This window comes from Pseudomonas sp. G5(2012), from assembly GCF_000408945.1.
In the GTDB taxonomy this organism is placed as follows: Bacteria; Pseudomonadota; Gammaproteobacteria; order Pseudomonadales; family Pseudomonadaceae; genus Aquipseudomonas; species Aquipseudomonas umsongensis.
In genome coordinates this window covers 17,729-42,312 of record NZ_APIO01000015.1, presented here as the reverse complement: position 1 = coordinate 42,312, position 24,584 = coordinate 17,729, and the positions used below count along the sequence as shown (strand labels likewise).

Genomic DNA, 24,584 nt, shown 5'->3' with positions numbered 1-24,584 from the left:
AAGGGCGAAACCATAAGCCGTCGTTACCGCAGCAATGGATATGTACACAGTCAACAAAACACAGGTCCGCTCTCAGGCCGCCTTCGCTGCGATGCGGCGGCCCGACAGGCCAGCTCCCACAATAGATCAAGTATAGCCACGAGAGATTGCTCGGTTCTCAGGTCGTCATCGCTGGCAAGCCAGCTCCTACAGGGGGCGGCGCAGAAGGTCAGACCGAGTCAAGCAACTCGTGGTGAGGCCGGTCATTACTGCTACAGATAACACGATTACGCCCCGTGGTCTTGGCCTCATAGAGCGCCTGGTCAGCGTCGTTGAGCCACAGGGTCGCGTCAGCGTGGCGTACGTCGAAGGCTGCCAGGCCGATGCTCAAGCTGACTTTCAGTGACGGGTTTTGCTCGTAGCCCAGGGTCGCGAAGCGGTCGCGCAAGGCGTCCATGGCCGCAGCTGCACTGCCCAGGGGCAGGTCGGGAAGAATCACGCAGAACTCGTCGCCGCCATAACGCCCGGCCACATCGCTCACCCGCAGGTTCTGCTTGAGCATCTTGCTCAGTTGCCGCAGCACGATGTCACCGGCAACGTGGCCGTAGGTGTCATTGATGCTTTTGAAGTGGTCGATGTCGATCAGGGCAATGGCCCCGCCCTGCTGCTGGCGTTGGCAGCGCTGGAATTCAATCTCCAACTGATCCTTCCAGGCGCCGTGATTGAGCAGGCCGGTCAGGCTGTCGGTGCGGCTCAGGGCCAGCAGTTCACGCTTTTTCCTGCCGAGGGTATAGGCCTGGCGATAGCAGATCCAGCCCAGTGCGATGGGATAAAAACACATCAAGGGCAAGCAGGCGTAAAGCTGCAGCTGACTGGTTTCTGGAATGAAGGCCGGGGTGAAGATCAACCAGCCGACGCACACGCCGAGTAGCTGCGCCACACTGCCCACCAGGAGAAAACGCAAACCGCCGATGGCGACGTTGTTCATGGCCATCATTGACAAGGTGGTGGCACTGGGCAGCGGATTAAATTGCATGGCGGCGACCCAGAAGCCGCCCATAAAGGCATCGATCAACAAGTTGCGGTGTTCGGCGTGATAAGCGGCCTTGGCACGTCGCGCCCACAGATAGGCCAGGTGAGGCCAAAGCAAGCCGTTGAACAGCATCACCCCCCATACCCAGGGTGCCGGGTCCAGGGGATACATCGCCACACTCACGCAGATCAAACCTAACACCAGGCCAAGGATGCGCGATGTGTAGAGCCTCTTGGCCAGTGAAAGTCCTTTTCCTCCCGTCTTTCCCATTGGGACCTCTGCACCACAGAACGAACCTGTTCACACCGCGATTGCAGGGTGTGCCCGAAGTCTAACAGGGCAACGGCAAATAGCCATCACCGGCTGGCGGGACGAACTCCCGTCGCCTGCAAATCGTTGTACCTGCAGAAACGGCTATACATGAAGTGAAGGACTGAATCACAACGTTGAAAAGGAGACCCATGCACACCTTCGAAGTGCTGATCATCGGCAGCGGTTTTGGCGGCCAGTGCGCGGCGATCAATTTACTCAAGGCCGGAATCGACGATTTTCGCCTGCTGGAACGTCGGGATTTCTTCGGCGGCACCTGGTGCCAGAATACCTACCCGGGCGCCGCAGTCGACGTGCCCTCGCCACTCTATTCGCTGTCGTTCGCGCCCTACCGCTGGACGCAGATGTTCGCCGAACAGGCTGAACTGCACCGCTATACCCGCTACGTGGTGGAGCACTTCGGCCTGCGGGACAAGGTGGAGCTGCAGGCCAATGTCGAGCATGTCGAATGGCACGAAGAACATAAACGCTGGGCGGTTCACACCACCAAGGGCGCTTTTTATGCACAGTTCCTGATCAATGCCACCGGTCCCTTGAGCCAACCGGTGATCCCACACTTCGAAGGTCAGGAACGCTTTAGCGGCAAATCTTTTCATACCAACAATTGGGATCATTCCTACGACTACCGGCAAAAGCGTGTGGCCATCGTCGGCAGTGGCGCCAGCGCAGCCCAAGTGATTCCGGCGATAGCCCCGGATGTCGAGCACCTGCATGTATTCCAGCGCACGCCGCATTGGGTACTGCCAAGGGCTGACCGCACCTTCGGCCGCTTCCAGCGCTGGTTGCTCGGCCTCAAGCCGGCCTACAAGCTGCTGCGCTGGATGATCTACTGGCAATTTGAAACCCGGGTGATTGCCTTCAAATACTCGAAGCCGGCAATCGGCATGGTGCAGCATCAGGCACTGCGCTTTCTCAAACGCCAAGTGCCGGACGCCGAACTGCGGCGTAAACTGACGCCCGACTATACGATCGGCTGCAAGCGGGTAATTCTGTCGAGCACGCTCTACCCCGCGCTGTGTCGCACCAACGTGACATTGCACAGCCGCGAACAGGGCATCAAGGCCATCGATGAAACCGGCATCCTCATGCAGGACGGCCAGCACATCGACCTTGACCTGATCGTCTGGTCCACCGGTTACGACGCTACCGACGGGGTGATTTCCTACCCCGTCACGGGAAAAAACGGCATCTGCCTCAAGGACGTCTGGGCACAATATCCGCGCGCCTATCTCGGCACCAGCCTGCCGGCCTTCCCCAACCTGTTTATCGTCACCGGGCCGAACACTGGAATCGGCCACACATCAGCACTGTTCATCATCGAATCGCAAATGAACTACATCCTCGATTGCATCCGCACGATAAAAGCACGCGGTTTGCGCAGCATCGAAGTACGCCCCGAGGCAGAACGTACCTACACTGAAATGATCCATAGAGAGATGAAACGCACAGTGTGGAAGTCAGGAGGCTGCCACAGTTGGTATCAAAGCAAGAGCGGTCATGTGATTGCCATGTTTCCCGGGTTCAGTTTCAGCTTTCATCGCTTGACCCGAACCCTGAAACCGGCGGACCACATCGTGTCCTGATCAGATAGAAGGAAGACGCTGATGCTTTTACTGGTTGTCGCTATCGCGGTATTTGCCGCCTGGAGCTGGTTGAGCTACCCGGCCATCGGGTACTGGCTGTACGACTTGAGCGTGGCCGTCGAAGCCAAGTTGTACAAATTGCACAAGATCGTCGTGCCCATCGCCGAAATGACCGTCTCGACCTGGCAAGGCGGGCCGTATGAGGCGTCCAGCAACGTGTTGATGCTCCACGGCTTCAGTGCCGACAAGAACCTGTGGCTGCGTTTTGCCCGGCACTTTGTCGGCAACTACCGGGTGATCATCCCCGACATCGCCGGCCATGGCGAAACCGGCTTCAAGGCGGGTGGCGGCTATGACATTCCCTTGCAAGCCAAACGCATGATCCAGCTGCTCGATGTCTGCGGGGTCGATAAGGTCCATGTCATCGGCAACTCGATGGGCGGCTACATCGCAGCCTGGCTGGCGGCCAACTATCCGGAGCGCATTGCCTCGCTCGCCCTGTTCGACCCTGCCGGGGTGACCGCGCCAGAACCCAGTGACCTGGAGCGGCATTTGGCCAGGGGCCACAACCCGTTCCTGATCCACTCACGGGAAGAATTCAAATACTTCTATGGCATGACCATGGCCGAACCACCTTGGGTGCCGCGCGTGGTGCTGGATGCCGTCGCCCATCGCTACCAACAGTCGCGTGACGAACTGGAAGAAATTTTCCGCGACTTTCGCGCCAGCCCGCCAATGGAACCCAGGCTGCCAGCGATCAAGGCGCCGGCACTGTTGCTCTGGGGGCGCAAGGATCGCTTGATCGATGTCAGCAGCGTGGCGATCTGGAGCAAGGGCCTGGCGGACCTGCGGGTGGAAATATGGGAAGGCATCGGGCACATGCCGATGCTCGAAGCACCCGCCGGTTCGGCACGCCTGTATCGGGAGTTTTTGGCATCGCTGCGCTCGGAAAGCCCTCAGGATCAACGACTGCACTGAACTGGCAGTCCTTTGCAGAATGAAGTCCGTCAGAAACTTCGTTTGCCGGCGTCGACGAAGGCTGCGATCTTTTCGCCCATCCTTCTCGTCAACGCGCCAGGAATTTTGTTCATGAGCCAGCCAAGCTTCATCAGCCCCGACCTGATCCGCCAACGCTTCTCCAAAGCGATGTCCGACATGTACCGCGAAGAAGTGCCGCTGTATGGCGCGCTGATGGAACTGGTGGAACAGACCAACCGTCACGTGCTGGACAACGACCCGCAAGTGGCCCAGCAGTTGAACAGCACCGGCGAAATCGAGCGCCTGGACCTGGAGCGTCATGGTGCAATCCGCGTTGGCACCGCCGCAGAACTGGCCACCCTCGCCCGCCTGTTCGCGGTCATGGGCATGCAGCCGGTGGGTTATTACGACCTGACTCCGGCCGGGGTGCCAGTGCATTCCACGGCGTTTCGCGCGGTGCATGAAGCGTCTTTGCAGGTCAGCCCGTTCCGGGTGTTCACCTCGCTGCTACGCCTGGAATTGATCGAAGACCTGGAGCTGCGGGCCTTTGCCCAGTCGGTGCTGGATCAGCGTTCGATCTTCACCGCCGCCGCCCTTACGCTGATCGAACGCGCCGAATCCCAAGGCGGCCTCAGCGAAAAAGAGGCCGATGAGTTCGTCGACCAGGCCCTGGAAACTTTCCGCTGGCACCACAGCGCCACCGTCACCGCCGAGCAGTATCAGAAACTCAGCGCCCAGCATCGCCTGATTGCCGATGTGGTGGCGTTCAAGGGACCGCACATCAATCACCTGACGCCACGCACCCTGGACATCGACATTGTGCAGGCGCAGATGCCAGTGCACGGCATCACCCCCAAAGCGGTGATCGAAGGCCCGCCCCGCCGCCAGTGCCCAATCCTGCTGCGCCAGACCAGTTTCAAGGCGCTTGACGAGCCCGTTGCCTTCACCGATCAATCCGACACTCGCGGCAGCCACAGCGCCCGGTTCGGTGAAATCGAACAACGCGGTGCCGCACTGACGCCCAAGGGCCGGGCGCTGTACGACCGTTTGCTCAATGCCGCCCGGGACGAACTCAAGGACTTCCCCAACGAAGCCAATGCCGCCCGCTACAACGATTTGATGGCGCAACACTTCAGCGAGTTTCCCGACACCTATGAGGGCATGCGCCAACAGGAACTGGCGTTCTTTCGCTACTTTGTGACGGAAAAAGGCCTGGCTGCGGCTGAACTGAAAACCATGACGCTCGAAGATCTGGTCAGCGGCGGGTATCTGCGCGTTGAACCGCTGGTCTACGAGGATTTCCTGCCGGTGAGCGCGGCCGGGATCTTTCAGTCAAACCTGGGCGATGCGGCGCAAACCCACTACGGCGTGCACTCCAACCAGCAGGCGTTCGAAAAAGCCCTGGGGCGTTCGACGATTGATGAACTGCAGTTGTATGCACAAACGCAACAGCGCTCGATCGAGCAGTGCCTGGCCGCCCTGAGTCACTAAACTAACCTGACGACCCTTGTAGGAGCCGGCTTGCCGGCGAAGGCGTCCTTAAGCATGGCGTGGCCTATCGGGCGCCTTCGCCGGCAAGCCGGACTCCTACAGGATGTTCATTTCAATTTTGATAGCAAAGCCTCGGCCGCGGCCTGTGAAGACGCTGGATTTTGCCCCGTCAGCAGCAGGCCATCGGTCAGCACGTAGCTCGCCCAATCAGGCCCCTTCGAAAAAATCCCGCCCTTGGCCTTCAGCTCGTCCTCCACCAGGAACGGCACGACCTTGGTCAGTTGCACCGCTTCTTCTTCGCTATTGGTAAACCCTGTCACTTTCTTGCCCTTGACCAGAGGCTGGCCGTCGGCGTCCTTGGCATGGCGCAATACACCGGGCGCATGACAAACGGCCGCGACCGGCTTGCCGGCGTTGTAGAACGCTTCGATGAGGGCGATCGAATCAAGGTCTTCCGCCAGGTCCCAGAGCGGTCCATGGCCGCCTGGATAGAAAATTGCGTCGTAGTCCCCGGCCTTCACCGTGCCCAGCATGACGGTCGAGGCCAATGCGGATTGAGCCGCCGGATCCTGGCGAAAGCGTCGGGTGGCATCGGTTTGCGCATCCGGCTCGTCGCTTTTGGGGTCCAGCGGGGGCTGGCCGCCCTTGGGCGAGGCCAGGGTCAGTTGCGCGCCAGCGTCCTTGAAAACGTAATAGGGCGCAGCGAATTCTTCCAGCCAAAAGCCGGTTTTCTTGCCGGTGTTACCCAACTGATCGTGGGACGTTAGAACCATCAGGATTTTCATGTCGTCGTCACTCCATCTCGGAACTGCAAGCACAACATATAACACTTAGTTACAAGTTTAAGCCCGCGCCCCTCATTCGATTGAAAGTGCAGTCGTACTTTGAAAAAGTGTTCGCCCAGCGCTATGGCCTCGGCAATCCATGCACTGGTAAAGAACCCTGACACTGGGCGAACGGGGTGTATTTTAATAGATGTTTATGGATATGTCCGCGATTTAAACATGAAATTTGCCGATACATATTCGATTGGATGTCGATTTAAATTCCATTAAAACCAACAATTTAAACCCACCAGTTCGGCCAAAATTGATTGTTCCCACACAAAAGTTGTATAGGAACAATCAGTGAAAAATCACTCAACTTCCGGACTTGCTGGTCACCTGCAGAATGTCGGTGTAAGTAACGTAAACGCTTTGTCCGACTTTCAGGTCCTTCAACTTGGCTTGAACTTCCGGTTTTTCGACAGTGATGGTTTTGGTCTGCCCCGCGGGGTTTTTAAAGGACACCTGGTTTTTCTTCAGGTCGATGTCGGTGATTTGCAGCTGGACTTGAACCTGACGATAAGCTTCGCCGCCAGGCACGCTACCAGGTGCATTGCGGGCTTCGCCGGCACGCTCCGAGCTGCCCGGCAAACCCTTGTCGACATCGGTGTCGAGGTAGGCCGCGACGGAGCGGGTGACCTTGATATCGACCTGATCGCCGGGTTTCAGCTGGCCGAGGTTTTTTGCCTTCTCGGTCAGTTGCACGTGGACCTGACGACCTTCCGGCCCTTCAAGCACCACTTGATGTTTGGCGGCATCGACCGACACGACTTTGGTGCTGATTTGATCAGCCTCCACGACGGCAGACAACGGGATATCTGCGGCAACGGCGCTGAGGCTGGCAGCGGACAACAAGGTGGCAAGGGTGACAGCTTTGGTCAGTGCATGAAGTTTCATAGGCAGAACATTCCCTGTGATGAATGACGACAAACGGCGCCGATACAAAATCAAACGCCGTGTGCGGGATGAGCATAGACGCTGATCCGGGAGTGTTCGCAGTTTCTTGTACGGTCGATTCGCCGCTGGCGGTCATGCGTCAGGATCATCCAGCTCCCGGGTTACGTTGATCGCCGGTGAGTCCTTGTGGGATTGCTCCGCCCGGGCCTTGAGCGCCTGCCATTGTTCGAGATCTATGGCGCCCTGCCCCAGCAAATCGTCAGCCAGGCGCTGCAAGTCCATGTAATAGGAGTCAGGAGACTGCTGCCAATAGGCCTCGTCTTCAAACAGGCGCTGCCACGCGTCAAGGTCGGGCGGTGTGAGGTCTTCGCGCATGTCGGGCTCCTGCGGGGGTGTTCGTACGGTAGAGAGGTGGACGCCGGGCGGAGTTCCGGTTGATTGCACGCAATGCGATTTCCCATGGGAGCTGGCGCAGGCTGCGATCTTTAGACGCTAATAACCGGTCATTTCCAGATACCCCTGCCCACCATGGCTGCCGCTCAACCGCACCGGCCCCTCCCAATAGGGAATGCGCAGATCCATCCAGGCTTTGGGATTCAGGGCGCTGATGACGATATCAAGGTGTTTGCCGGGGATCCGGATCGACCAGCGCACCGGCATCGTGCGCCCGGCCACCTTGGCGGTGTCCTGTGGAGTGAGAAGGATGTCGTCGGCGCTGAGCATTTGCGCCTGGCCCTGGGCGTCGATCCAGGTTCCGGTCAGGTAAGGTTCGCCGCTTTTTTGCCGCATGCGATAGAGCATCACCTGGTCGCCGCTGTCCAGATGCAGGGAAAACCAGTCCCAGCCACTCTGGTTGGCGGTCAGGGGCTGGCTGCTCCATTCCCGGTCGAGCCACGCGGGGCCACGGACCTGGAAACGCTCGCCGTCGATCTCAAGCAGGCCGCTGGCCTGGAAAAACGGCTGGCTGTAGTAATAGGAAGCCTGGCCCTGTTCGGATTTCTGACTGAATCCCTTGTCCCCTTGCAGCACCAGCGGTCCATTCGAGGTCAGTCGCAGTTGATAGCTGAACGCCTTGTCACGGGCACTGAGTTGCAGATCGGCCAACGGGTCGGCCCCCGTTGCCTGACTGCTGAAACGCCAGTCGTCGATCCACGCATTGAAGGGCGCAAGGCTCACGCCGGCCTGCCCTACGCCGCCGCGGGCATAACGCTCGGCGGCGTGATGCACCGAGGCCGAGGTCACCGCCGCGTGGCCCAGCCAGATCGTCTGGCTCGCCCAGCCAGTCGCCTCGGGTGTCGCTTTCAAGGCACTGCGAAACAGCGTCCACTGCACGCCGAATTCGCGTCCCTGCTCATCCTTGAGGTTGGCGGTGACGTACCACCATTCGATGCGAAAGCCGTCATGAGGGCCGTGATCCGCCGGGAAGCTGAACACCCTACCGGGCACCACCGGCGTAAAGGCGGTCGCTTGATTGCCGAGGCCGGCAAAACCCTTCTCGACCGGCGCCGGCTGATCGCAACCAGCGAGCAACGCAACGACCAGCCACGCCCAACGCTTAATCCTCATGGGCAAAGGTCCTCAGCAGGTCCGCCGGTTGTGTGCGATACAGCGAATAAAGCGGCCACGCCGACGCCAGCAAGGTCGCCAACAACGCCAGCCCCATCAGCTGCAGCAATTGCAAGGGAAATACCCGCAGCGGCAGACGCCAGCCAAACGCCTGGACGTTGATCACGGTGTCCAGGCACCAGGCCAACGCAATGCCCAGCGGCAACGCCAATACCAACGTCAGCACCGCCAGCAGCCAGGTTTGCCCGAGGTTGAGCAGCATCAGTTGGCGGCGCGTCACGCCCAGCGCCCACAACGGCGCCAACTGCCCGAGACGGCTCTGGCTTTGCGTCAACAGGCTGATGAACAACGCCACGCCCGCCACGCACAGGGTCAGGCTATTGAGCGCGGCGGTGGCGGCGAAGGTGCGCTCGAACACCTGCGTCGACCAGCCCTTGAGCCGGGCCTGGTCGACGATGCGACTGTCCTCCAGGGCAAAACGCGCTTGCAGCGCGGTCACGAACGGCGTGATCAATGCCGGCTCGATACGCAGGTTGAAGCGATTCGGTGTCAGTTGCGGCCAGCCACGCAGCAAGTGATTGACGTTGACCAGCAGATGGCCCTTGGGATTGCCGTAGTCGGCATAGATCCCTACGATGCGTGGCGACCAGGGACCGTTGGGCGTGGCAATCGCCACCTGATCGCCGAGCCTGACCTTCAAGCGCCGCGCCAGTTGCTCGCTGAGCATTATCGCGTCGTCCGCCGCCAGGCTGTCCCAAGGCTTGTCGCCCACGGCCTCAAGCAACGGCCAATGCTGGCGATAGGTCGGATGATCGATCACGCCAAACACATCCGCCGGCCAGCCCTGCAATTGAATCGACACCTGCCAGTTGGGCAACACCGCCGTCAGTTGCGGTTGTTGCTGGAGCCAGCCGTACATCTCCCGGGCCTGGGTCGGGTTTTGTGGATTGAGGTAAAGCTCGGCGGTCAGCCGCTGTTCCAGCCAGTCGCTGAAGGTGTGGCGGAAACCGGCGGTCATGCTGCCGGCACCGATGTTGGCTGCCAGGGCCAGCAACAACGCCATCAGCGCCAGGCTCAAGGCCGGCAGTTGCTGGCGACAATCGGCGACAAACCACTGACCGAGTACCGTCGAACTGTGGTGCGTCAGCCCATTGAGCACGGCATTGAGTACCACCGGCAACGCTAACGCTGCGCCCAGCAGCAGCGTGGCCATCAGCAAGAATCCGCTGGCCAGGCTGTCACCGCGCAACAACGCCAGCAACGCGATGCCCAAGGCAATCGCCGCGACCCAGCCCTGGCGGCGCAGCCAGCGCGCATGGGCCTGATGCCAGGCCTGGGGGTCGGCCAGGGCCAGCAACGGTAAACGCGCTGCACGCCACAAACTGTTGGCTCCCGCGAGCGCGGCGCCGAGCAGGCCCAGGCCGATACCGCTGAGCCACCACAGCGGGCTCAGGCTCAACTGCCCCGCCACTTCGGCACCGTACAACCCGCGCAGGCTGGCGGCGACATCCGGCAGCAACACGCTGGCCAGTAGGTAACCGCTGACGACACCCGCCACGCCGCCGATCAAGGCCAGAGCGCCCAACTCGACAGTCAGGCACGCGATCAGCATCCGCGCGCTGACGCCGCAAGCGCGCAGGGTCCGCAGCAAACCTCGACGCTGTTCCAACGCCAGGCCGATCGCGGCGTGCACGATGAACAGGCCGACCACGAACGACAGAAACCCCAAGGCGTCCAGGTTCAGGTGAAAGCTCTCGGTCAGGCGCGCCAGATTATTTTCTTCGCCGCTGGTCTTGAGTTGAAGTTGGCCCTTGAACGAATCGGGCAGTGTCGCGGTGAAATCCTTGGGCAGCAGCAAGCGCGATAGCTGATCGGGCAAACCGAGTATCTGCTGGGCAAAACCGATATCCACCAGCAGCACACCCGGCGCCATGTCAGCCTCGGCGCGCAGGGGCGGCAATGCCTGGCCGTTCAACGCCTGCGGCCGCTCGCCCGGCGCCAATCCCAACGCCTGCAGGGTCTGCGGCGCGATCCAGGTACTGCCTGGCGGGGTGAAAAACTCCACGACCTGTTCGATGGCCAGTGCCTGCCCCGCCACCTCGGAGCCGGCCGGCAGCGACACGGGCTCGATGCCCATCAGTTGCAGGCGCTGATCCTCGTGGCCCTTGAGCGTCAGCCGTCCTTGCAACACCGGCGACACCGGCCAGCCGGCACCGCGCAGGTCAACAAACAGCTGCTGGGAAAAGGTCCCGCCACCGGGTTCACTCAGGCTGGCCTGAGGTTCGCCGCCGATCAGCTGACTGGCCCTGGCATAGCTGTCCCGCGCCTGACTGTTCAGCGCTTGCACACCGGTGAGCAGGCTGGTGGCCAGCCACAACCCGGTCAGCACACTGAAAAACTGCACCGGGTGCTGCCGCCAATGGCTGAGCAGTGCGCGCAGGGTTTCACGAAAAATGCGCATCTCAGCGTTCGTCCACGGGCGCCAGCCGGCCGCCGTGCAGCACCACCTTTTCAGCCATGCGGGCTGCCACGCTGGGGCTGTGCGTGACCATCAGCAGGGTCGTCGGGCTGTCATCGAGCAGCTCCAGCAATAACTTCAGCACTTCGTCGCTGGTGGCTTCATCGAGACTGCCGGTAGGCTCGTCGGCCAGCAGCAGTTTCGGTTGCGACGCCAGTGCGCGGCCCAATGCGACCCGTTGTTGCTGGCCGCCGGAAAGCTGTTCAGGATAACGCCGCAGCAAATCATTCAAGCCCAACCGCTGCACCAGATGCGCCTGCCAGCGTGGATCATGGCGCCCGGCCAGGCGTGCTTGAAACGCCAGGTTATCCTCCACCCGCAAACTGCCGATCAGGTTGAACTGCTGGAACACCAGGCCAATCTCAGTGCGCCGCCAGCTCGCCAGTTGCCCCTCGCTCATCTGCTCCAGGCGATGTTCACCGCTGCGGATGCTGCCGCGATCGACCTTGTCCAGCCCGGCGATCAAGTGCAACAAGGTGCTCTTGCCGCTGCCCGACTCACCCATCAACGCCAGGCTGCTGCCGGGCTTGAGGGTCAGGTTGACACCTTGCAGCACCGGCAACGGGCCTTGTGGGGTGGCGTAGCTTTTGAAGACATCCTGGACTTCAAGCATGGCAGAACCCGTTCAATGAGCGTGGGCCAAGGATAGCGGCCCGCAATGGTTTTTGTCCGTTGCCGATTGCGGCCCTGCGCGGCCGTTTCGAATGAAACCGAACGACGCTTCTCGTCGCAATTACTGAACCCGGGTAGCAAAAGATCATAAACCCGCTATTACGTTAGTGATTGCCCTTCATTCATTGCAAATCGTCACAGGTACGCCCCACGATGCGAAATCCACTCAAGCATTCGAGAGCTCGATCTGTTTTTCTTCTGGGTGTTATCTCAATGGGGCTGACTGCTTGCACCAGCGATGAGAAAGCCGCCAATGAAATAACTCGGCCCCCTATCGATGACAGCGAAACGTCGTCTGTGCGCATCACGACGAGTTGGCTACAACACTCACTTAGCCAAACTGGTTGTCTGCAGCGCGCCAGAGCGGCCCTGACAAAAGCGAGATATTTTGTTGAAGCAGGAGAAAGATCAGTCTATGGGTTGCGTGAAGGCATGACTTTTTCGATTCGCTGCGACTATGAAGGCGTTGCATTTTTTGCAGTGGCTTATCGCAAAAGGCCAAGCACTCAAACCCAGGATCGGATATTGAATGAAATCACCCGGCTGTTTTAGCCCGAGTGCCTGGTTGCAAGCCTACGAGTCAGTCCCCGCGCAGAATCAGCGCATGCGCCCCCTCCCACTCGGCGAAGATTTTTTGCCCGGAGCGCACGCCAAGCAAGTTGTAATCGGCATGCCGTTTCTGCACCTGCAACTCAATCCCGCCGCAGGCTTCGAGATAGATGTTGACCATCGATCCGATGAACTCTTCACCGACGACGGTGCAGTTCAACCGGTTACGTCGCGTAGGCTGCGCGGTCAAGTCGATATGCTCGGCGCTTACGCAGACCGTAACGCGCTCAGCGGGAACAACCGTTTTACCCTCCGGTAGCCGCGCCAGGAATCCACCGTGCTCGGTATCCAGGCAAACCAGCCCGCTATCGTCGAAGCCAACGACAGTGGCATCAAGGATGTTTTTACCGCCAACGAATTCGGCAACAAAGCGATTGTGAGGCTCAAGGAAAACCTCCTGCGGCGTGCCTATCTGTTCGACCCGACCTCGACTCATGATCATCACACGATCGGCCATTGCGAAGGCTTCGGATTGGCTGTGAGTGACGTAGACAAAGGTGATACCCAGGTCCTTCTGCAGTCCAGTCAGCACGCCTTGCATGCGCACACTCAGATGAGCGTCGAGTGCGCTCAGCGGCTCGTCGAGCAGCAGGATTGGCGGTTCGGTGACCAGCGAGCGCGCCAGCGCCACCCGTTGACGCTGGCCACCGGAGAGCAGGCTGATGTCGCGCGTGGCAAACTCTTGCAATCCCAGTCGCTCAAGCCATTCAAGCGACTTCTTGCGTCGCTCTGCCTTGGCCATTCCTCTCATGCGCAGGCCGAATTCGACATTCTCCAGCACGTTCAGAAACGGGAAGAGTGCGAGGTTTTGCCAGACCAGTGGCGTCTCCCGGTCCCAGGAGTAGAGATCGTTTATGCGCTCACCGTTAAGGCGAATTTCCCCTTCACTGGGCTTATCCAACCCCGCGAGCATGCGCAGAGTCGTGGTCTTGCCACAGCCGCTCGATCCCATGATCGCAACGAACTCACCTTTATGGATTTCCAGGTTCATGCGCTCGACAGCCTGGTAGCTGCCGAAATGCTTGACCACGTTGTCGAATACCACCAGCGGTTGAGTCATGTCTGAATCCTTCGTGTCCAGATGATTTTTCAAGGGTGGTATCAGGCACTCGCGGGCTTGCGCCGACGCGTCAACAGCAATTGCGCGAGAATCACCAGGGTCATGGTCGTGATGAACACGATCGTGCCGATCGCGTTGATGGTCGGGCTCACCTGCCCTTGCAAGGTGTTGAGGATGCGCACCGGTACCGTCTCGTTGAGTCCCGATACGAACCAGGCGACAGCGAACTCATCGAAGGAAACGGCCATGGTCACGAACAGCGCGGCGAAAATGCTCGGCGCCGTGAACGGCAAGATTACATAGCGCATGGCCTTCCACTGATTGGCCCCCAGGTTCCAGGCCGCAGCCTCGATGTTGGGGTCCATCTGCGCCAGACGCATCCGGATGACCGCCATTGCGAAGGGGGCACACATCACGATGTGGCTGATCATCACGGCGTAAATCTCGCCGGAAAGCCCGATTCGCGACAGGAAAGCCAACATCGCCAGCCCCATGATCACCACCGGAATGGTAGGCGGCAGTAGCGCGAGCGCCATGTAGATTGACTTGCCGAAGAACCCGTAACGAAAGTCCGTGTAAGCCGCAGTGAAGCCGAGTACGGTCGATACCAGCGACACGACCACACCCACCGCGAGGCTGTTCCTGAAGGCCTGCCACACAGCCGGGTCGGAGGCGATCGTCTCGTACCAGTGCAGGCTGAAGCTGCCCAGTGGCAAGGAAGGGAAGCGGTCGTTGTTGAACGAGAACACGAAACTGCCGGCAATGGGCATGAAGATGAAGATGAACACCAGTACGACAAAACTGCGCAGCAAGAAATTGATCATCCGATGCTCGTTCATGCACGCCTCCGGTAAGCGAAGCGAACCGCGGCAAAAGCCGAGAGGAGCAACGTCGCGATCATCATCGTTGCGATCACCGCCGCCCGTGGCCATTGCTGGCCGGACTTGGTGGTGTCAGTGATCAGCGTACTCAGGGTTGGCGGCTGACCACCGCCCAGATAAAGCGGGCTTACAAAATCGCCGAACGTCAGTATGAAACAGAACAGCGCCGCGACGACGATACCGATCCGCGCCGACGGCACTACCACCAGCAACACCGTTCGCCATCGTCCGCAGCCGAGGTTGTGCGCGGCCTCGATCAACGAGCGGTCGACGTACATCAGGCTGAACAATTGCAGCAAGATCACCAATGGCAGACATAGCGTGAAATAGCCGACATAGGTGCCGAACGCCGTGTTCAGCATGGCAAAGGGCTCCAGGCCGACCAGGCCAAGCGCGGCGTTGAAGATACCGTTGTCGCTGAGAAACACCTGCCATGAATAGGTGCGCACCAGGTAGCTGGTGAAGAACGGTGTGACCAGCAGCAACACCAGCAACTGCTTTGCCGACTCGCGGAACTTGAAGGCGATTGTATAAGCGCAGGGAAAAGCCACCAGGCTGACCAGAACCGTGGCACCCGCCGCCATTGCAAGGGTGTGGACGTACGCATCCCAGAAGAAGCCACGGCTGAGCATGTAACTCCAGTTCTGCCACTCGAACGTCGGCACCATCCGGAAATTGCGTACCAGCCAAAAGCTGATGGCCACCAGAAACACCAGCGGCAATACGAAGAAAATCAATTGCCAGATCAGGATCGGCATCGAGACACAAAGGCCAAACCACGGTAAGCGCCACCCCCTCTTGCTGGTGGCGCGGCGCGTTTCGGCGCGCGCGTTATCGGAGAGCTCCGACGGCGAAGTCTTCAACTTGTCTGAAATCATGGGGACCACCTCCGCGCGGCTCGTCAAGCACCCTTGTATTGCGACCAAAAGTCGTTCCACTCATCCAGGCTTTGCTGGACCGGGAGTTCGCGGTACTTGATGCGACCATCGCGGATGTCGTCCATGACATTGCGCTGACCGAGCACCATGCCTTGGCGCCTGGCTTCGTCGGGATCGGTGCGGTTGAGCAGCTCCCAGCCTTTTTTGCTCGGGATGAGCGCTGGGTAGGCGGCCATCTTCGCCGACTTGACCTGGCCTTCCGGTGAGGTGATGTACTGGATGAACTTCTTCGCCAGATCCGGGCTGTGTGCTTTCCTGGCGATGCAGTAAGACTCCGTCCATTGCAACCCGCCCTCCTTTGGCAGCACGGTTTTCACCGGTGCGCCGGCGCGTTGTAAAACGCCGGTGATCCAGTCACCTATGCCACACATGGCATGGATCTGCCCGTTCTTGAGCGAAGAAAAAGTCCCGCCATAATCGAAGAAGCCACCGACCTGCGGGCGCAGACTCATCATCTTCTGCTGGACGCTTTGCCAGTGCGCGACATCGATATCGTACGGGCGCGCATTACCGCCCATCAAACTGATCTGCCCGAGGTTAGGCAGGTGCCAGTCGAAGTGGCCGACCTTGCCCTTGAGGCTCTGGTCCCAGAACACGTCATAGCTCTGCACCTTGGCTTCGGGAACCTGTTGGGTGTTGTAGGCGATGCCGAGGAAGCCGAAGCGGATCAGCACCGAGTAGAGCTTGTCCCCCTGCCAATGGCCAGGGAAATGCTGGAACTCCGGGTAGAAGTCATCGAAGGGGTAGTCAGCGGGGTCGAGTGGCTCGATGTATTCGGCGGCATTGAGTTGCTGGACGTATTCGGCGTCGGACAAAATCAGATCGAATGTGCCGGGCGGGGATTGCGAGATCAGCCCCAGCATGTTGTCCCCACCGGTGTAGTACTTGGCCCGGACCTTGACCCCATACATGCGCTCGAAATCGGCGACGATGTCCGGCTCGGCGTGTCCGGCCCATGCAAGGATGACCAGTTCCTTTTCCGCTGCGGCAATGCTTCTCAAGGGCAGCAAGCCGGACAGCGCTGCGGTGCCAGCCAGGATGCCGGTGGTCTTGAGGAAGGTACGGCGTGAATGGTCGATGCGAATTTTCATTATTGTCTCGCCCTGGGTGATGAAATTGTCCCCTGCCTGCTGTCGCTGCCAACCACACGCGTCATTCGCTGGCTGGATGCATTGCAGCAGTTCGCCATCACCCGTTTTTGTGCGCGCCCGACCTGGACTTTGTCAGACCCGACCTCCATCCCCATCAAAAGCGGCACACCCCTATCCGATAATCGGACATAAATGACAAACCATAGGGTGTTTTGTCATTTACGGGTCGGATTTAGACAATTCGGTGCCCCCACCCTCTGATCGAATTGCTGCATGCACCGCCTTCGATTCCTGCAAGCCAAAGGGCCGCTTTAACGGCAGGTAAACACCCCATCCCGCGGCTAACAACCAGCAAGCCATCAACCACTTTCCAAGGGTCTGTAGATGAACAACAGTGTCGTAATTGGAGAACTCACCTGGCCGGAGTACGCAGAGAAGGTCGCCACTGGCTGCCCTATCTTTCTGCCAGTGGGAGCACTGGAGCAGCATGGACATCACATGTGCATGGAGGTCGATGTACTGCTGCCTACCGCGATCTGCAAGGCAGTCGCGCAACAGGTCAACGGCCTGGTGCTGCCTGCCCTGGCCTACGGCTACAAGTCCCAGCAGAAATCAGGCGGCGGCAACCATTTTCCTGGAACCACCAGCCTCGATGGCGCCACGCTGACCAGTACCGTGCAGGACATCATCCGCGAACTTGCACGCCATGGTGCCCGCAAACTGGTGATGATGAACGGTCACTTCGAAAACTCGATGTTCATTGTCGAGGGCATAGACCTTGCCCTGCGAGAACTGCGCTACGGTGGCATCAGTGACTTCAAGGTAGTCGTACTGTCCTACTGGGACTTCGTCAACGATCCGGCCGTCATCGAAAAGCTCTACCCCGATGGATTCCTCGGCTGGGATATCGAACATGGCGGTGTTTTCGAAACGTCGCTGATGCTGGCCCTTCACCCCGACAAGGTCGATTTGAACCGCGCGGTTGACCACCCTCCCGCCACCTTCCCGCCTTACGACGTCTTCCCCGTCATCCCGGAGCGCACACCCGCCTGCGGAACACTGTCATCTCCCAAAGGCTCCAGTCGCGAGAAAGGCGAGCTGATTCTCGAAGTCTGCGTCTCGGGCATCAGCACCGCTGTGCGCGAAGCTTTTGATTTGGACACCTGACGAACATACGGACGTGCCGAACCAAGTATCCACGGTTAATGCTTCCCCCTCCCCAAGTACAATAAAAAGGGTAAGTCTCATGTCCAGCAGCTCAACCTTGGCCCCAGGCCTCAAGCAGCGTCACGTCACCATGCTGTCCATTGCCGGTGCCATAGGCGCCGGCCTGTTCATCGGTTCAGGACACGCCATCGCCTCGGCGGGGCCCGCCGCCATCCTGGCGTATATTTTTTCCGGCACTTTGGTCGTGCTCGTGATGCGCATGCTCGGCGAGATGGCCGTAGCGTCGCCCGATACAGGATCGTTTTCGACCTACGCCGAGCGGGCGATGGGACGCAGTGCCGGCTTCACCATCGGCTGGCTGTACTGGTGGTTCTGGGTGCTGGTCATTCCGATTGAAGCCATCGCCGCTGCCGCCATCCTGCATGCCTGGTTTCCCTCCATTCAGACCTGGGAGTTCGCGATTGCAGTCACCGGCCTGCTGACGTTGACCAACCTGTTCAGTGTCGCCCGGTACGGAGAGTTCGAGTTCTGGTTCGCCATGCTCAAAGTCATCGCGGTGCTGGGGTTTATCGCGCTTGGCGCGCTTGCCCTGGTGGGCGGATTACCGGATACGACGGTCAGTGGTGTCGTTCAATTAAGCCATGAGTTTGGCGGTTTCATGCCCAATGGCATGACCGCTGTCGTCGGTGCGATGCTCACCACGGTGTTCAGCTTCATGGGCACGGAAATTGTCACCATTGCCGCTGCCGAATCGCAAAACCCCTCAAAACAGATCACCCGCGCGACCAACTCCGTCGTCTGGCGAATGGGTATTTTCTATATCGTCTCGGTGTTCCTCATCATCTCCATTGTCCCCTGGAACGACCCCATGCTCATGGAAGTCGGTTCGTACCAGAGAGCGCTCGAGTTGATGAACATTCCACACGCGAAAATGATCGTCGATATCGTCGTGCTGATTGCTGTAGCCAGCTGCCTCAACTCAGCCATCTATACCGCGTCACGCATGGTCTACTCCCTGAGCAAACGCGGTGATGGCCCGCGAGTACTGCAGAAGACTTCTGCTTCTGGAGTGCCCTTTGTGGCGGTGCTGGCCAGTACGGCGGTAGGTTTCCTGACAACGGCACTCAATTACTTTGCACCCGATGAGGTGTTCTCCTTCCTCCTGGCCAGCTCCGGGGCTGTTGCGCTGTTGGTCTATCTGGTGATTGCCGTTTCGCAACTGGTACTGCGTAAAAAGATGAATGCTTCGGGACAACCGATCGCCTTCAAGATGTGGTTTTTCCCCTGGCTCAGCTACCTGGTCATCGCCTGCATCTTGAGTATCCTGGTGGTCATGCTGATCTTGCCGCAGCACCGCATGGAGGTTATTGCGACGGGTGCGCTGACCCTGTCCATCGTCTGTATGGGTGCAATCTTTAACGCCAGGAAGAAGACCGTGCAGGTCCTCGACATTGCGCAAACCGAAAATGCTTAAGCGCAATCCCCGATAGCAACACTCATCCTCGTTCACCTCTTTCCGGCCGCTCGCCACCACGGAGCGGGCCGGTTTTTTTTGTTGATCACCCATGCCTTATTTCCCCACGTTTTCCGCGCCCCCTTCAGACAATCCAGACTCATGGCATCTTGCGTGCATATTTCTTTCGTCACGGCCTGTTGACCGGACACTCGGTGTAAAATCCTGAAGCCTGTAGACAGGGCTTACAATCACAAGAACGAGATGACGTTTCCCGTAACGGCAGCTTGCCGCGGAGCACGTCACTGATGCAGTTGAGGAGCGGTAATAATGGCGAAACTCCAGGTGGCGAAACCCGCCGCAGGACGCTCGGCGAATGAACAACAGCCAGTGAAGACCGTGGGTTTCCTGGTCATCCCCAACTTCACAACCATCGGCTTCGCCGCCGCCGTGGAAACCCTGCGCATGGCCAACCTGGCCGCGCGCAAACCGATGTTTCGTACAGTCATCATCGCCGCCAGCCTGGACCCGGTGGCGGCCAGCAACGGCATGCGCATCCTGCCCGACCACAGCATCACCGATGCACCAAAGCTGGACATGCTTTTCGTTGTCGGATCAAACCCGATCGTCTCCAATCACAGCAGCCGACCACTGCTCAATTGGCTACGCAAGCTGGCGCATGATCAGGTGCCACTGGGTGGGATTTGCACCGGCAGCCACTTGTTGGCCCGCGCCGATCTGCTCAAGGGCTATCGTTGCACGATTCACTGGGAAGACATCGAAGCACTGAAGGAACGCTTCCCGGGGATCATCATTTCCAACCAGCTGTTCGAGCTGGACCGTGATCGCTATACCTGCTCCGGTGGCGTGGCTTCCATGGACATGACCCTGCAGTTGATCGCCCGCGAACCCGGTGGTCGGGACATCGCTGCCCACACCGCCGAGTTGCTTTTGTGTGATCGGATCAGGGGGGCGCAGGAACAACAGCGTGTGCCCCTGCGGCAGAAGCTGGGCACCTCGCAGCCCAAGCTCAGCCAGATAGTGGCGATCATGGAAGCCAATCTTGAGGAGCCGGTGGGCCTTGAGGAGCTCGCACGGTTGAACGAGGTGTCGGTGCGCCAGCTGGAACGTTTGTTTCACAAGCACCTGCAACGCACGCCGAGTCAGTACTACCTGGAGTTGCGCCTTGCACGGGCGCGACAGCTGTTGCTGCGCAGCGAATCGCAGGTACGTGACATCGCCCTCGCCTGCGGCTTCGTTTCGCCGGCGCATTTCTCCAAATGCTACAGCCGATTCTTCGGTGTATCGCCTATTGGTGAGCGCAAGCAGGTGGCTGCGGTGCACTGATTCAATATTGATGTTGGCTGGACTGGCCCCTTCGCGAGCAGGCTCGCTCCCACATTGAACCGCGTCCTCCTGGACAACTCGGTCAACTGTGGGAGCGAGCCTGCTCGCGATGGCTTACTCAAGAACACTCAAGACATCAGTCCTGCAAAGCCTTATGCGCCGTCTCCCGACTCGCCAGCATGGCAATCAACGCCACCGCCGCAGCCGCCAGAAGATACCAGGCAGGGGCCATTTTGTTGCCGGTCAGTTGGATCAGCCAGGTCGCGATAAACGGCGCGGTGCCGCCGAACACCGCGTTGGCGATGTTGAAGCTGAAGGCAAAGCCGCTGAAGCGTACGCGAGTGGGGAATATCTCGGCGAGAAAGCACGGCAAGGTGCCGTCGTTCATCGCCAGGATCGCGCCAAACGCAATCTGGATCATCAGAATTACAATCAGGGGCTGATTCTCCAACATCCCGAACAGCGGAAATGTCAGCGCCAGGAACAATACCGAAGCGGTCACCAGCATGGTCTTGCGGCCGAATCGGTCCGACAGCTTGCCCATCAGGAAAATCAACCCGATATAGGTCGCCAGTGACACCGTCGACGCCAGGAACGAATCACTTTCGCTCATGCCCATTTCGGTGGACAGGTAGGTTGGCATGTAGCTGAGCAACAGGTAAAACGCCACGGCATTCAGGCAGGTAGCGCCGATCCCGATCATAACGCTGCGTCGGTGCACGGTCAGCAATTCGCGAACCGGAGCATGGGTCGCGCACTCCTTCGCTTCAAGGCGTTTTTCCATCTCCAGGAACTTGGGCGTGTCTTGCAAACTCATGCGGATATAGCGCCCCACCAGCCCGAATGGCGCCGCCAGCAGAAAGGGTAGACGCCAGCCCCAGCTGTGCAGGTCCTCGACACTCATCCACGCATGCAGGCCGGCGACAAACACCGCACCAAACAGCAAACCCGCCGCCGTGCTCGCCGGGACAATGCTGGTGTACAAACCGCGCTTGCCCTCGGGCGCATACTCGGCGAGAAAGGCCGAAGCCCCGGCGTACTCACCTGAAGCTGAAAAGCCCTGGAACAAGCGAATCAGCAGCAACAAGGCCGGCGCCCACAAGCCGATATGGTTGTAGGTCGGCAGGATGCCGATGCAAAAGGTCGAGACAGACATGATCAGAATCGACCAGGACAGCGCACTGCGCCGCCCGTATCTGTCACCGAAATGCCCCCAGACCAGTCCCCCCAGCGGGCGGACGATGAACGACAGCGCGAACACTGCAAAAGTCGCCAGTAGCGCGGTCGCCTTGTCGGTTTGCGGAAAAAACGTCAGGGCGATGACGGTTGCCAGGTAGCCGTAGGCCGCATAGTCGAACCACTCGACGAAGTTGCCCATGAAGCTGGCACTGGCTGCGCGCCGCAGGGCCTTGCGTTCGGCCGTTTGTTCAAGTTTTTCTGCCATGGTTGGCGTCAGGCTTGAGGTTTGGGTGCTCATTGTGCACCTCCGGTGGTAGAGGTGCGGTTATCGAAATGAAAGGTCGGGACGTAGGACATGACAAAACCCTCTATTGTTTTACTTGGCAGGGTTAAGGCTCGGTAGATGCTGCGCGTTCTTGGGCACGCATGCGCCATTTTTTTCCGGTTTATCTCAGCCACCGGGAAGATTTTTCGCCAATCGTCAAAGCAAAACGCCGCACAGCTTCACTGTGCGGCGCAGGGCCTTACTTCTTGATGATGTTGTGTTCCGGGCCATACGGGAACTTGGTGATGTTTTCCCCGCCCTGCTCGTTGACGATCAGGATGTCGTGTTCACGATACCCGCCGGCACCTGGAAGGCCCTCGGGCAACATGATCATCGGCTCAATGGAGACCACCATCCCCGGCTCCAGCACGGTGTCGATGTCTTCGCGCAGTTCCAGTCCGGCTTCGCGGCCGTAATAGTGGCTCAGCGTGCCGAAGGAGTGGCCGTAACCGAAGGTGCGGTATTGCAGCAGGTCGTGCTCCAGGAAGATCTCGTTCAATTGCAGCGCGATATCGCAGCAGCGCATGCCCGGCTTGATCAGCTTCAGACCGGCCTCGTGCACTTTGACGTTAACTTCCCACAAGCGCAGATGCTCGTCGGAGCAATGGTCCAGAAACAATGTACGTTCCAGCGCGGTGTAGTAACCGGCGATCATCGGGAAGCAATTGAGGCTGAGAATGTCGCCCTTGTTGACCTTGCGCGACGTCACCGGGTTATGCGCGCCGTCGGTGTTGATGCCGGACTGGAACCAGGTCCAGGTGTCCATCAACTCGGAATCCGGGAAGGTGCGGGCAATTTCTCGCACCATGGCCTGGGTAGCGTGCAGGGCCACTTCGTATTCCGGAACCTGGTCACGCAATGCCTCGACGACGGCGGCACCACCGATGTCCGCGATCCGTGCACCATGACGAATGATCGCGTGTTCTTCAGCGGACTTGATCATGCGCATGCGCATGCACGGTGCGGCGATATCCACCAGTTCAGCCTGCGGATAGCGGCTGGCGAGCTTGTCGCGATTGAGCAAGTTCAGATGGTCGAACTCGATACCGATGCGCCCGGCCTTGGGCAAGGCCTGCTGGATCGCGACGAAGTAGTTATCGCGCTGCCAGTCCGTGTAGACGATATTTTCAGTGCCGACGGTACGGCGCCATGGCTGACCGCCGTCGATGTTGGCGCTGATGGTCACCGCGCTGTCCTGGGTCACGACCAGCGCGTACTGACGCCCGAAGGAGCAGTACAGGAAATCGCTGTAGTAGTTGATGTTGTGATAGGACGTGAAGACGGCCGCGTCGATATTGTTCTGCGCCAGGTAAGCCCGCAATTTGGCTTGGCGGTTGGCATATTCTTGGGCCGAGAACGTCGGACTTACCTTTTCGCCGTTCTTGATCTGGATGGTTTTCGGCATTTGCATGTCATTTATCCTTGTCATTGATTGAGCTACAGGAGGCGCCAATCTGGCGGGCCGCTGAAGATCATTCGAACAGATGCAAGGTGAGGTTTTTTGCGCGAATCCGACCTGTAATTGGTCATATCCGCTGTTTGCGAAAGCGTCCCCTCGGGGTTTTGCGCACAAAAAAGCCCCCGGCAAGCGCGGTAAAAGCCGCTTGGCGGGGGCATTGGCAAATGGGTAGCGCGGTCAGTGAGGGAACGACGGCAGGACGACTGGAACTGCTCGCGATGAGGCCGGCGCATTCAACATTGATGCCCGCTGACTCGGCGCCTTCACCCCCATATGGTCGCGAGGATGCGCACCGAAGTACTGGCGATAGCAGCGAAAGAAATGTTGCAGCGAGACGAAACCGCACGCCCTGGCGACATCCGACAGCGACCGCTCGCCGGCATGCAACAACTGCCGCGCCTGTTGAAGCCGCAAGTCCAAGTAGTGTCGGGATGGCGAACAACCCAGGCTACGCTTGAACAGCCGCTCCAGATGGCGACGGGAAATGCCCATGGTCTCGGCCAGTTCATCGATACCCAGCGTTCGGCTCAAGTGCTCGCTCATCAAAGCCAGGGTTGCCTGAAGTTTTTCCGGGGCATCCTGCACGGGCAGTAGGGGCCGGGCCTGGCGTGCTGCATGCTTTGCCATCCGTAGTATCAAGCCACGACCGTGGTACCTTGCGAGAAGCTCGTGCATCAACCCTTGAACAGCCTGCGGGCCGACACACGTCAGGCGTTGGCGGTCGACGCAGAACGGCGCAGCCACCGGTGTCAACTTGCTGAAAGCGGCAAACTCCAGTGATGCAGCGGGCTTTGGCAAGCTGCAACGGACACCCTCCAGGGCACCAATTTGCGCCAGCAGCCAGCCTGCCTCGCCCAATGCCCCGAGGCTGATCGGTTGCGCCGCCCAGTGGCTCAACTGCTGGCGCATGTCTGGATCAAGACGCAGGTTATCGCCACCACAGAGGATCAACACATCGAACGGTTGCCACTGACCCAGTCGAGCGGCGGCGGTTTCGATGCCGTTACTGGCGTTCAGTTGCTGTCTGTCCAGGCTCAGCATTTGCCACTGGCAAACATCGTACCCTGCCAACTGGTTGGCCAGGCGCAGTGGCTCCAGTGCATTGGCCAAGGTGTACATATCAAAGGCTTCCGTCAACCAGAAGCCAATACGCAGCATCGGCGGTCGTGGCCGTTCGGATTCAGTCAATTGCAGCATGTCCTGC

General features: G+C 59.3%; 22 protein-coding genes. 8 read left to right on the top strand and 14 right to left on the bottom strand.

Going from position 1 to position 24,584, the window contains the following annotated elements; all coding sequences use genetic code 11:
- Window positions 1-208: 208 nt before the first annotated feature.
- Window positions 209-1,282 carry a diguanylate cyclase gene (locus PG5_RS06295; protein WP_020796266.1) on the bottom strand — a complete coding sequence of 358 codons (1,074 nt, stop codon included), beginning with the start codon at window positions 1,280-1,282 and terminating at the stop codon, window positions 209-211.
- A gap of 191 nt (window positions 1,283-1,473) precedes the next feature.
- Here PG5_RS06295 and PG5_RS06290 point away from each other — a divergent pair, with 191 nt between their 5' ends.
- From PG5_RS06290 to PG5_RS06280, 3 genes are all read left to right on the top strand, one after another.
- Complete coding sequence (locus tag PG5_RS06290) at window positions 1,474-2,925, top strand: NAD(P)/FAD-dependent oxidoreductase (protein WP_020796265.1); 1,452 nt, start codon at window positions 1,474-1,476, stop codon at window positions 2,923-2,925.
- Between the two features lie 21 nt (window positions 2,926-2,946).
- On the top strand, window positions 2,947-3,903 hold the full coding sequence (locus PG5_RS06285) for an alpha/beta fold hydrolase (RefSeq protein ID WP_020796264.1): 957 nt from the start codon (window positions 2,947-2,949) through the stop codon (window positions 3,901-3,903).
- A 111-nt stretch (window positions 3,904-4,014) separates the two neighbouring features.
- A complete protein-coding gene (locus tag PG5_RS06280; RefSeq protein WP_020796263.1) occupies window positions 4,015-5,394 on the top strand; it encodes a VOC family protein in 1,380 nt (459 codons plus the stop codon).
- Between the two features lie 107 nt (window positions 5,395-5,501).
- On the opposite strand, the gene PG5_RS06275 is transcribed toward PG5_RS06280, so the two are convergent.
- The 6 genes from PG5_RS06275 to PG5_RS06250 all read right to left on the bottom strand — a co-directional run bounded on the left by PG5_RS06275 (window position 5,502) and on the right by PG5_RS06250 (window position 11,812).
- The gene (locus PG5_RS06275; RefSeq protein WP_020796262.1) at window positions 5,502-6,179 is read right to left on the bottom strand and encodes a type 1 glutamine amidotransferase domain-containing protein; all 678 of its coding nucleotides are present in this window, start codon (window positions 6,177-6,179) and stop codon (window positions 5,502-5,504) included.
- A 354-nt stretch (window positions 6,180-6,533) separates the two neighbouring features.
- Entirely contained in the window at window positions 6,534-7,115 is a 582-nt protein-coding gene (locus PG5_RS06270; protein WP_020796261.1) for a hypothetical protein, read from the bottom strand.
- Between the two features lie 132 nt (window positions 7,116-7,247).
- A complete protein-coding gene (locus tag PG5_RS06265) occupies window positions 7,248-7,490 on the bottom strand; it encodes a hypothetical protein (protein WP_020796260.1) in 243 nt (80 codons plus the stop codon).
- 117 nt (window positions 7,491-7,607) lie between these two features.
- Window positions 7,608-8,681: a lipocalin-like domain-containing protein gene (locus tag PG5_RS06260; RefSeq protein ID WP_020796259.1), complete on the bottom strand. Its 1,074-nt coding sequence runs from the start codon at window positions 8,679-8,681 to the stop codon at window positions 7,608-7,610.
- Window positions 8,671-11,142 carry an ABC transporter permease gene (locus PG5_RS06255; RefSeq protein WP_020796258.1) on the bottom strand — a complete coding sequence of 824 codons (2,472 nt, stop codon included), beginning with the start codon at window positions 11,140-11,142 and terminating at the stop codon, window positions 8,671-8,673. Before PG5_RS06255 ends, PG5_RS06260 begins: the two co-directional genes overlap by 11 nt.
- 1 nt (window position 11,143) lies before the next feature.
- Window positions 11,144-11,812, bottom strand: coding sequence for an ABC transporter ATP-binding protein (locus PG5_RS06250; protein WP_020796257.1), 669 nt, complete (start codon window positions 11,810-11,812; stop codon window positions 11,144-11,146).
- A 212-nt stretch (window positions 11,813-12,024) separates the two neighbouring features.
- Between PG5_RS06250 and PG5_RS34120 the strand changes: the two genes are divergently transcribed.
- Window positions 12,025-12,423: a hypothetical protein gene (locus PG5_RS34120; protein ID WP_141195463.1), complete on the top strand. Its 399-nt coding sequence runs from the start codon at window positions 12,025-12,027 to the stop codon at window positions 12,421-12,423.
- A 28-nt stretch (window positions 12,424-12,451) separates the two neighbouring features.
- Here PG5_RS34120 and PG5_RS06245 read toward each other — a convergent pair whose 3' ends face one another.
- Genes PG5_RS06245 through PG5_RS06230 form a run of 4 tightly spaced genes read right to left on the bottom strand, consistent with a single transcriptional unit; the run spans window position 12,452 to window position 16,450 of the window.
- Complete coding sequence (locus PG5_RS06245) at window positions 12,452-13,540, bottom strand: ABC transporter ATP-binding protein (RefSeq protein ID WP_020796255.1); 1,089 nt, start codon at window positions 13,538-13,540, stop codon at window positions 12,452-12,454.
- A gap of 41 nt (window positions 13,541-13,581) precedes the next feature.
- Window positions 13,582-14,379, bottom strand: a complete 798-nt coding sequence (locus PG5_RS06240) for an ABC transporter permease (RefSeq protein WP_020796254.1) — start codon at window positions 14,377-14,379, stop codon at window positions 13,582-13,584.
- Window positions 14,376-15,299, bottom strand: a complete 924-nt coding sequence (locus tag PG5_RS06235) for an ABC transporter permease (RefSeq protein ID WP_042955250.1) — start codon at window positions 15,297-15,299, stop codon at window positions 14,376-14,378. The genes PG5_RS06240 and PG5_RS06235 overlap by 4 nt, the downstream gene beginning before the upstream one ends.
- Before the next feature lie 23 nt (window positions 15,300-15,322).
- Window positions 15,323-16,450, bottom strand: coding sequence for an extracellular solute-binding protein (locus PG5_RS06230; protein ID WP_020796251.1), 1,128 nt, complete (start codon window positions 16,448-16,450; stop codon window positions 15,323-15,325).
- On the opposite strand from PG5_RS06230, the gene PG5_RS34115 reads away from it, so the two are divergent.
- From PG5_RS34115 to PG5_RS06215, 4 genes are all read left to right on the top strand, one after another.
- Complete coding sequence (locus PG5_RS34115) at window positions 16,430-16,642, top strand: hypothetical protein (RefSeq protein ID WP_020796252.1); 213 nt, start codon at window positions 16,430-16,432, stop codon at window positions 16,640-16,642. The genes PG5_RS06230 and PG5_RS34115 overlap by 21 nt on opposite strands.
- 192 nt (window positions 16,643-16,834) lie before the next feature.
- Window positions 16,835-17,617, top strand: coding sequence for a creatininase (locus PG5_RS06225; protein ID WP_020796250.1), 783 nt, complete (start codon window positions 16,835-16,837; stop codon window positions 17,615-17,617).
- 79 nt (window positions 17,618-17,696) lie between these two features.
- Entirely contained in the window at window positions 17,697-19,091 is a 1,395-nt protein-coding gene (gabP, locus tag PG5_RS06220; RefSeq protein WP_020796249.1) for a GABA permease, read from the top strand.
- A gap of 309 nt (window positions 19,092-19,400) precedes the next feature.
- Window positions 19,401-20,417 carry a GlxA family transcriptional regulator gene (locus PG5_RS06215; RefSeq protein WP_020796248.1) on the top strand — a complete coding sequence of 339 codons (1,017 nt, stop codon included), beginning with the start codon at window positions 19,401-19,403 and terminating at the stop codon, window positions 20,415-20,417.
- Window positions 20,418-20,553: 136 nt separating this feature from the next.
- Here PG5_RS06215 and PG5_RS06210 read toward each other — a convergent pair whose 3' ends face one another.
- From PG5_RS06210 to PG5_RS06200, 3 genes are all read right to left on the bottom strand, one after another.
- Window positions 20,554-21,894: an MFS transporter gene (locus PG5_RS06210; protein WP_020796247.1), complete on the bottom strand. Its 1,341-nt coding sequence runs from the start codon at window positions 21,892-21,894 to the stop codon at window positions 20,554-20,556.
- Window positions 21,895-22,120: 226 nt separating this feature from the next.
- Window positions 22,121-23,332 (bottom strand): M24 family metallopeptidase, encoded by a 1,212-nt coding sequence (locus PG5_RS06205; protein WP_020796246.1) that lies wholly within the window; start codon window positions 23,330-23,332, stop codon window positions 22,121-22,123.
- Between the two features lie 225 nt (window positions 23,333-23,557).
- Window positions 23,558-24,577 (bottom strand): GlxA family transcriptional regulator, encoded by a 1,020-nt coding sequence (locus tag PG5_RS06200; protein ID WP_020796245.1) that lies wholly within the window; start codon window positions 24,575-24,577, stop codon window positions 23,558-23,560.
- Window positions 24,578-24,584: the final 7 nt, after the last annotated feature.

Excerpts from the sequence above, each read along its gene's own strand:
- PG5_RS06225 (WP_020796250.1), top strand. The coding sequence starts at position 16,835 with ATGAACAACAGTGTCGTAATTGGAGAACTCACCTGGCCGGAGTACGCA.
- PG5_RS06275 (WP_020796262.1), bottom strand. The coding sequence starts at position 6,179 with ATGAAAATCCTGATGGTTCTAACGTCCCACGATCAGTTGGGTAACACC.
- PG5_RS06235 (WP_042955250.1), bottom strand. The coding sequence starts at position 15,299 with ATGATTTCAGACAAGTTGAAGACTTCGCCGTCGGAGCTCTCCGATAAC.
- PG5_RS34115 (WP_020796252.1), top strand. The coding sequence starts at position 16,430 with ATGGTCGATGCGAATTTTCATTATTGTCTCGCCCTGGGTGATGAAATT.
- PG5_RS06255 (WP_020796258.1), bottom strand. The coding sequence starts at position 11,142 with ATGCGCATTTTTCGTGAAACCCTGCGCGCACTGCTCAGCCATTGGCGG.
- PG5_RS06250 (WP_020796257.1), bottom strand. The coding sequence starts at position 11,812 with ATGCTTGAAGTCCAGGATGTCTTCAAAAGCTACGCCACCCCACAAGGC.
- PG5_RS34120 (WP_141195463.1), top strand. The coding sequence starts at position 12,025 with ATGCGAAATCCACTCAAGCATTCGAGAGCTCGATCTGTTTTTCTTCTG.
- PG5_RS06230 (WP_020796251.1), bottom strand. The coding sequence starts at position 16,450 with ATGAAAATTCGCATCGACCATTCACGCCGTACCTTCCTCAAGACCACC.
- PG5_RS06260 (WP_020796259.1), bottom strand. The coding sequence starts at position 8,681 with ATGAGGATTAAGCGTTGGGCGTGGCTGGTCGTTGCGTTGCTCGCTGGT.
- PG5_RS06295 (WP_020796266.1), bottom strand. The coding sequence starts at position 1,282 with ATGGGAAAGACGGGAGGAAAAGGACTTTCACTGGCCAAGAGGCTCTAC.
- PG5_RS06215 (WP_020796248.1), top strand. The coding sequence starts at position 19,401 with ATGGCGAAACTCCAGGTGGCGAAACCCGCCGCAGGACGCTCGGCGAAT.
- PG5_RS06285 (WP_020796264.1), top strand. The coding sequence starts at position 2,947 with ATGCTTTTACTGGTTGTCGCTATCGCGGTATTTGCCGCCTGGAGCTGG.
- PG5_RS06245 (WP_020796255.1), bottom strand. The coding sequence starts at position 13,540 with ATGACTCAACCGCTGGTGGTATTCGACAACGTGGTCAAGCATTTCGGC.
- PG5_RS06205 (WP_020796246.1), bottom strand. The coding sequence starts at position 23,332 with ATGCAAATGCCGAAAACCATCCAGATCAAGAACGGCGAAAAGGTAAGT.
- PG5_RS06280 (WP_020796263.1), top strand. The coding sequence starts at position 4,015 with ATGAGCCAGCCAAGCTTCATCAGCCCCGACCTGATCCGCCAACGCTTC.
- PG5_RS06210 (WP_020796247.1), bottom strand. The coding sequence starts at position 21,894 with ATGAGCACCCAAACCTCAAGCCTGACGCCAACCATGGCAGAAAAACTT.
- PG5_RS06240 (WP_020796254.1), bottom strand. The coding sequence starts at position 14,379 with ATGAACGAGCATCGGATGATCAATTTCTTGCTGCGCAGTTTTGTCGTA.
- gabP (WP_020796249.1), top strand. The coding sequence starts at position 17,697 with ATGTCCAGCAGCTCAACCTTGGCCCCAGGCCTCAAGCAGCGTCACGTC.
- PG5_RS06265 (WP_020796260.1), bottom strand. The coding sequence starts at position 7,490 with ATGCGCGAAGACCTCACACCGCCCGACCTTGACGCGTGGCAGCGCCTG.
- PG5_RS06200 (WP_020796245.1), bottom strand. The coding sequence starts at position 24,577 with ATGCTGCAATTGACTGAATCCGAACGGCCACGACCGCCGATGCTGCGT.
- PG5_RS06270 (WP_020796261.1), bottom strand. The coding sequence starts at position 7,115 with ATGAAACTTCATGCACTGACCAAAGCTGTCACCCTTGCCACCTTGTTG.
- PG5_RS06290 (WP_020796265.1), top strand. The coding sequence starts at position 1,474 with ATGCACACCTTCGAAGTGCTGATCATCGGCAGCGGTTTTGGCGGCCAG.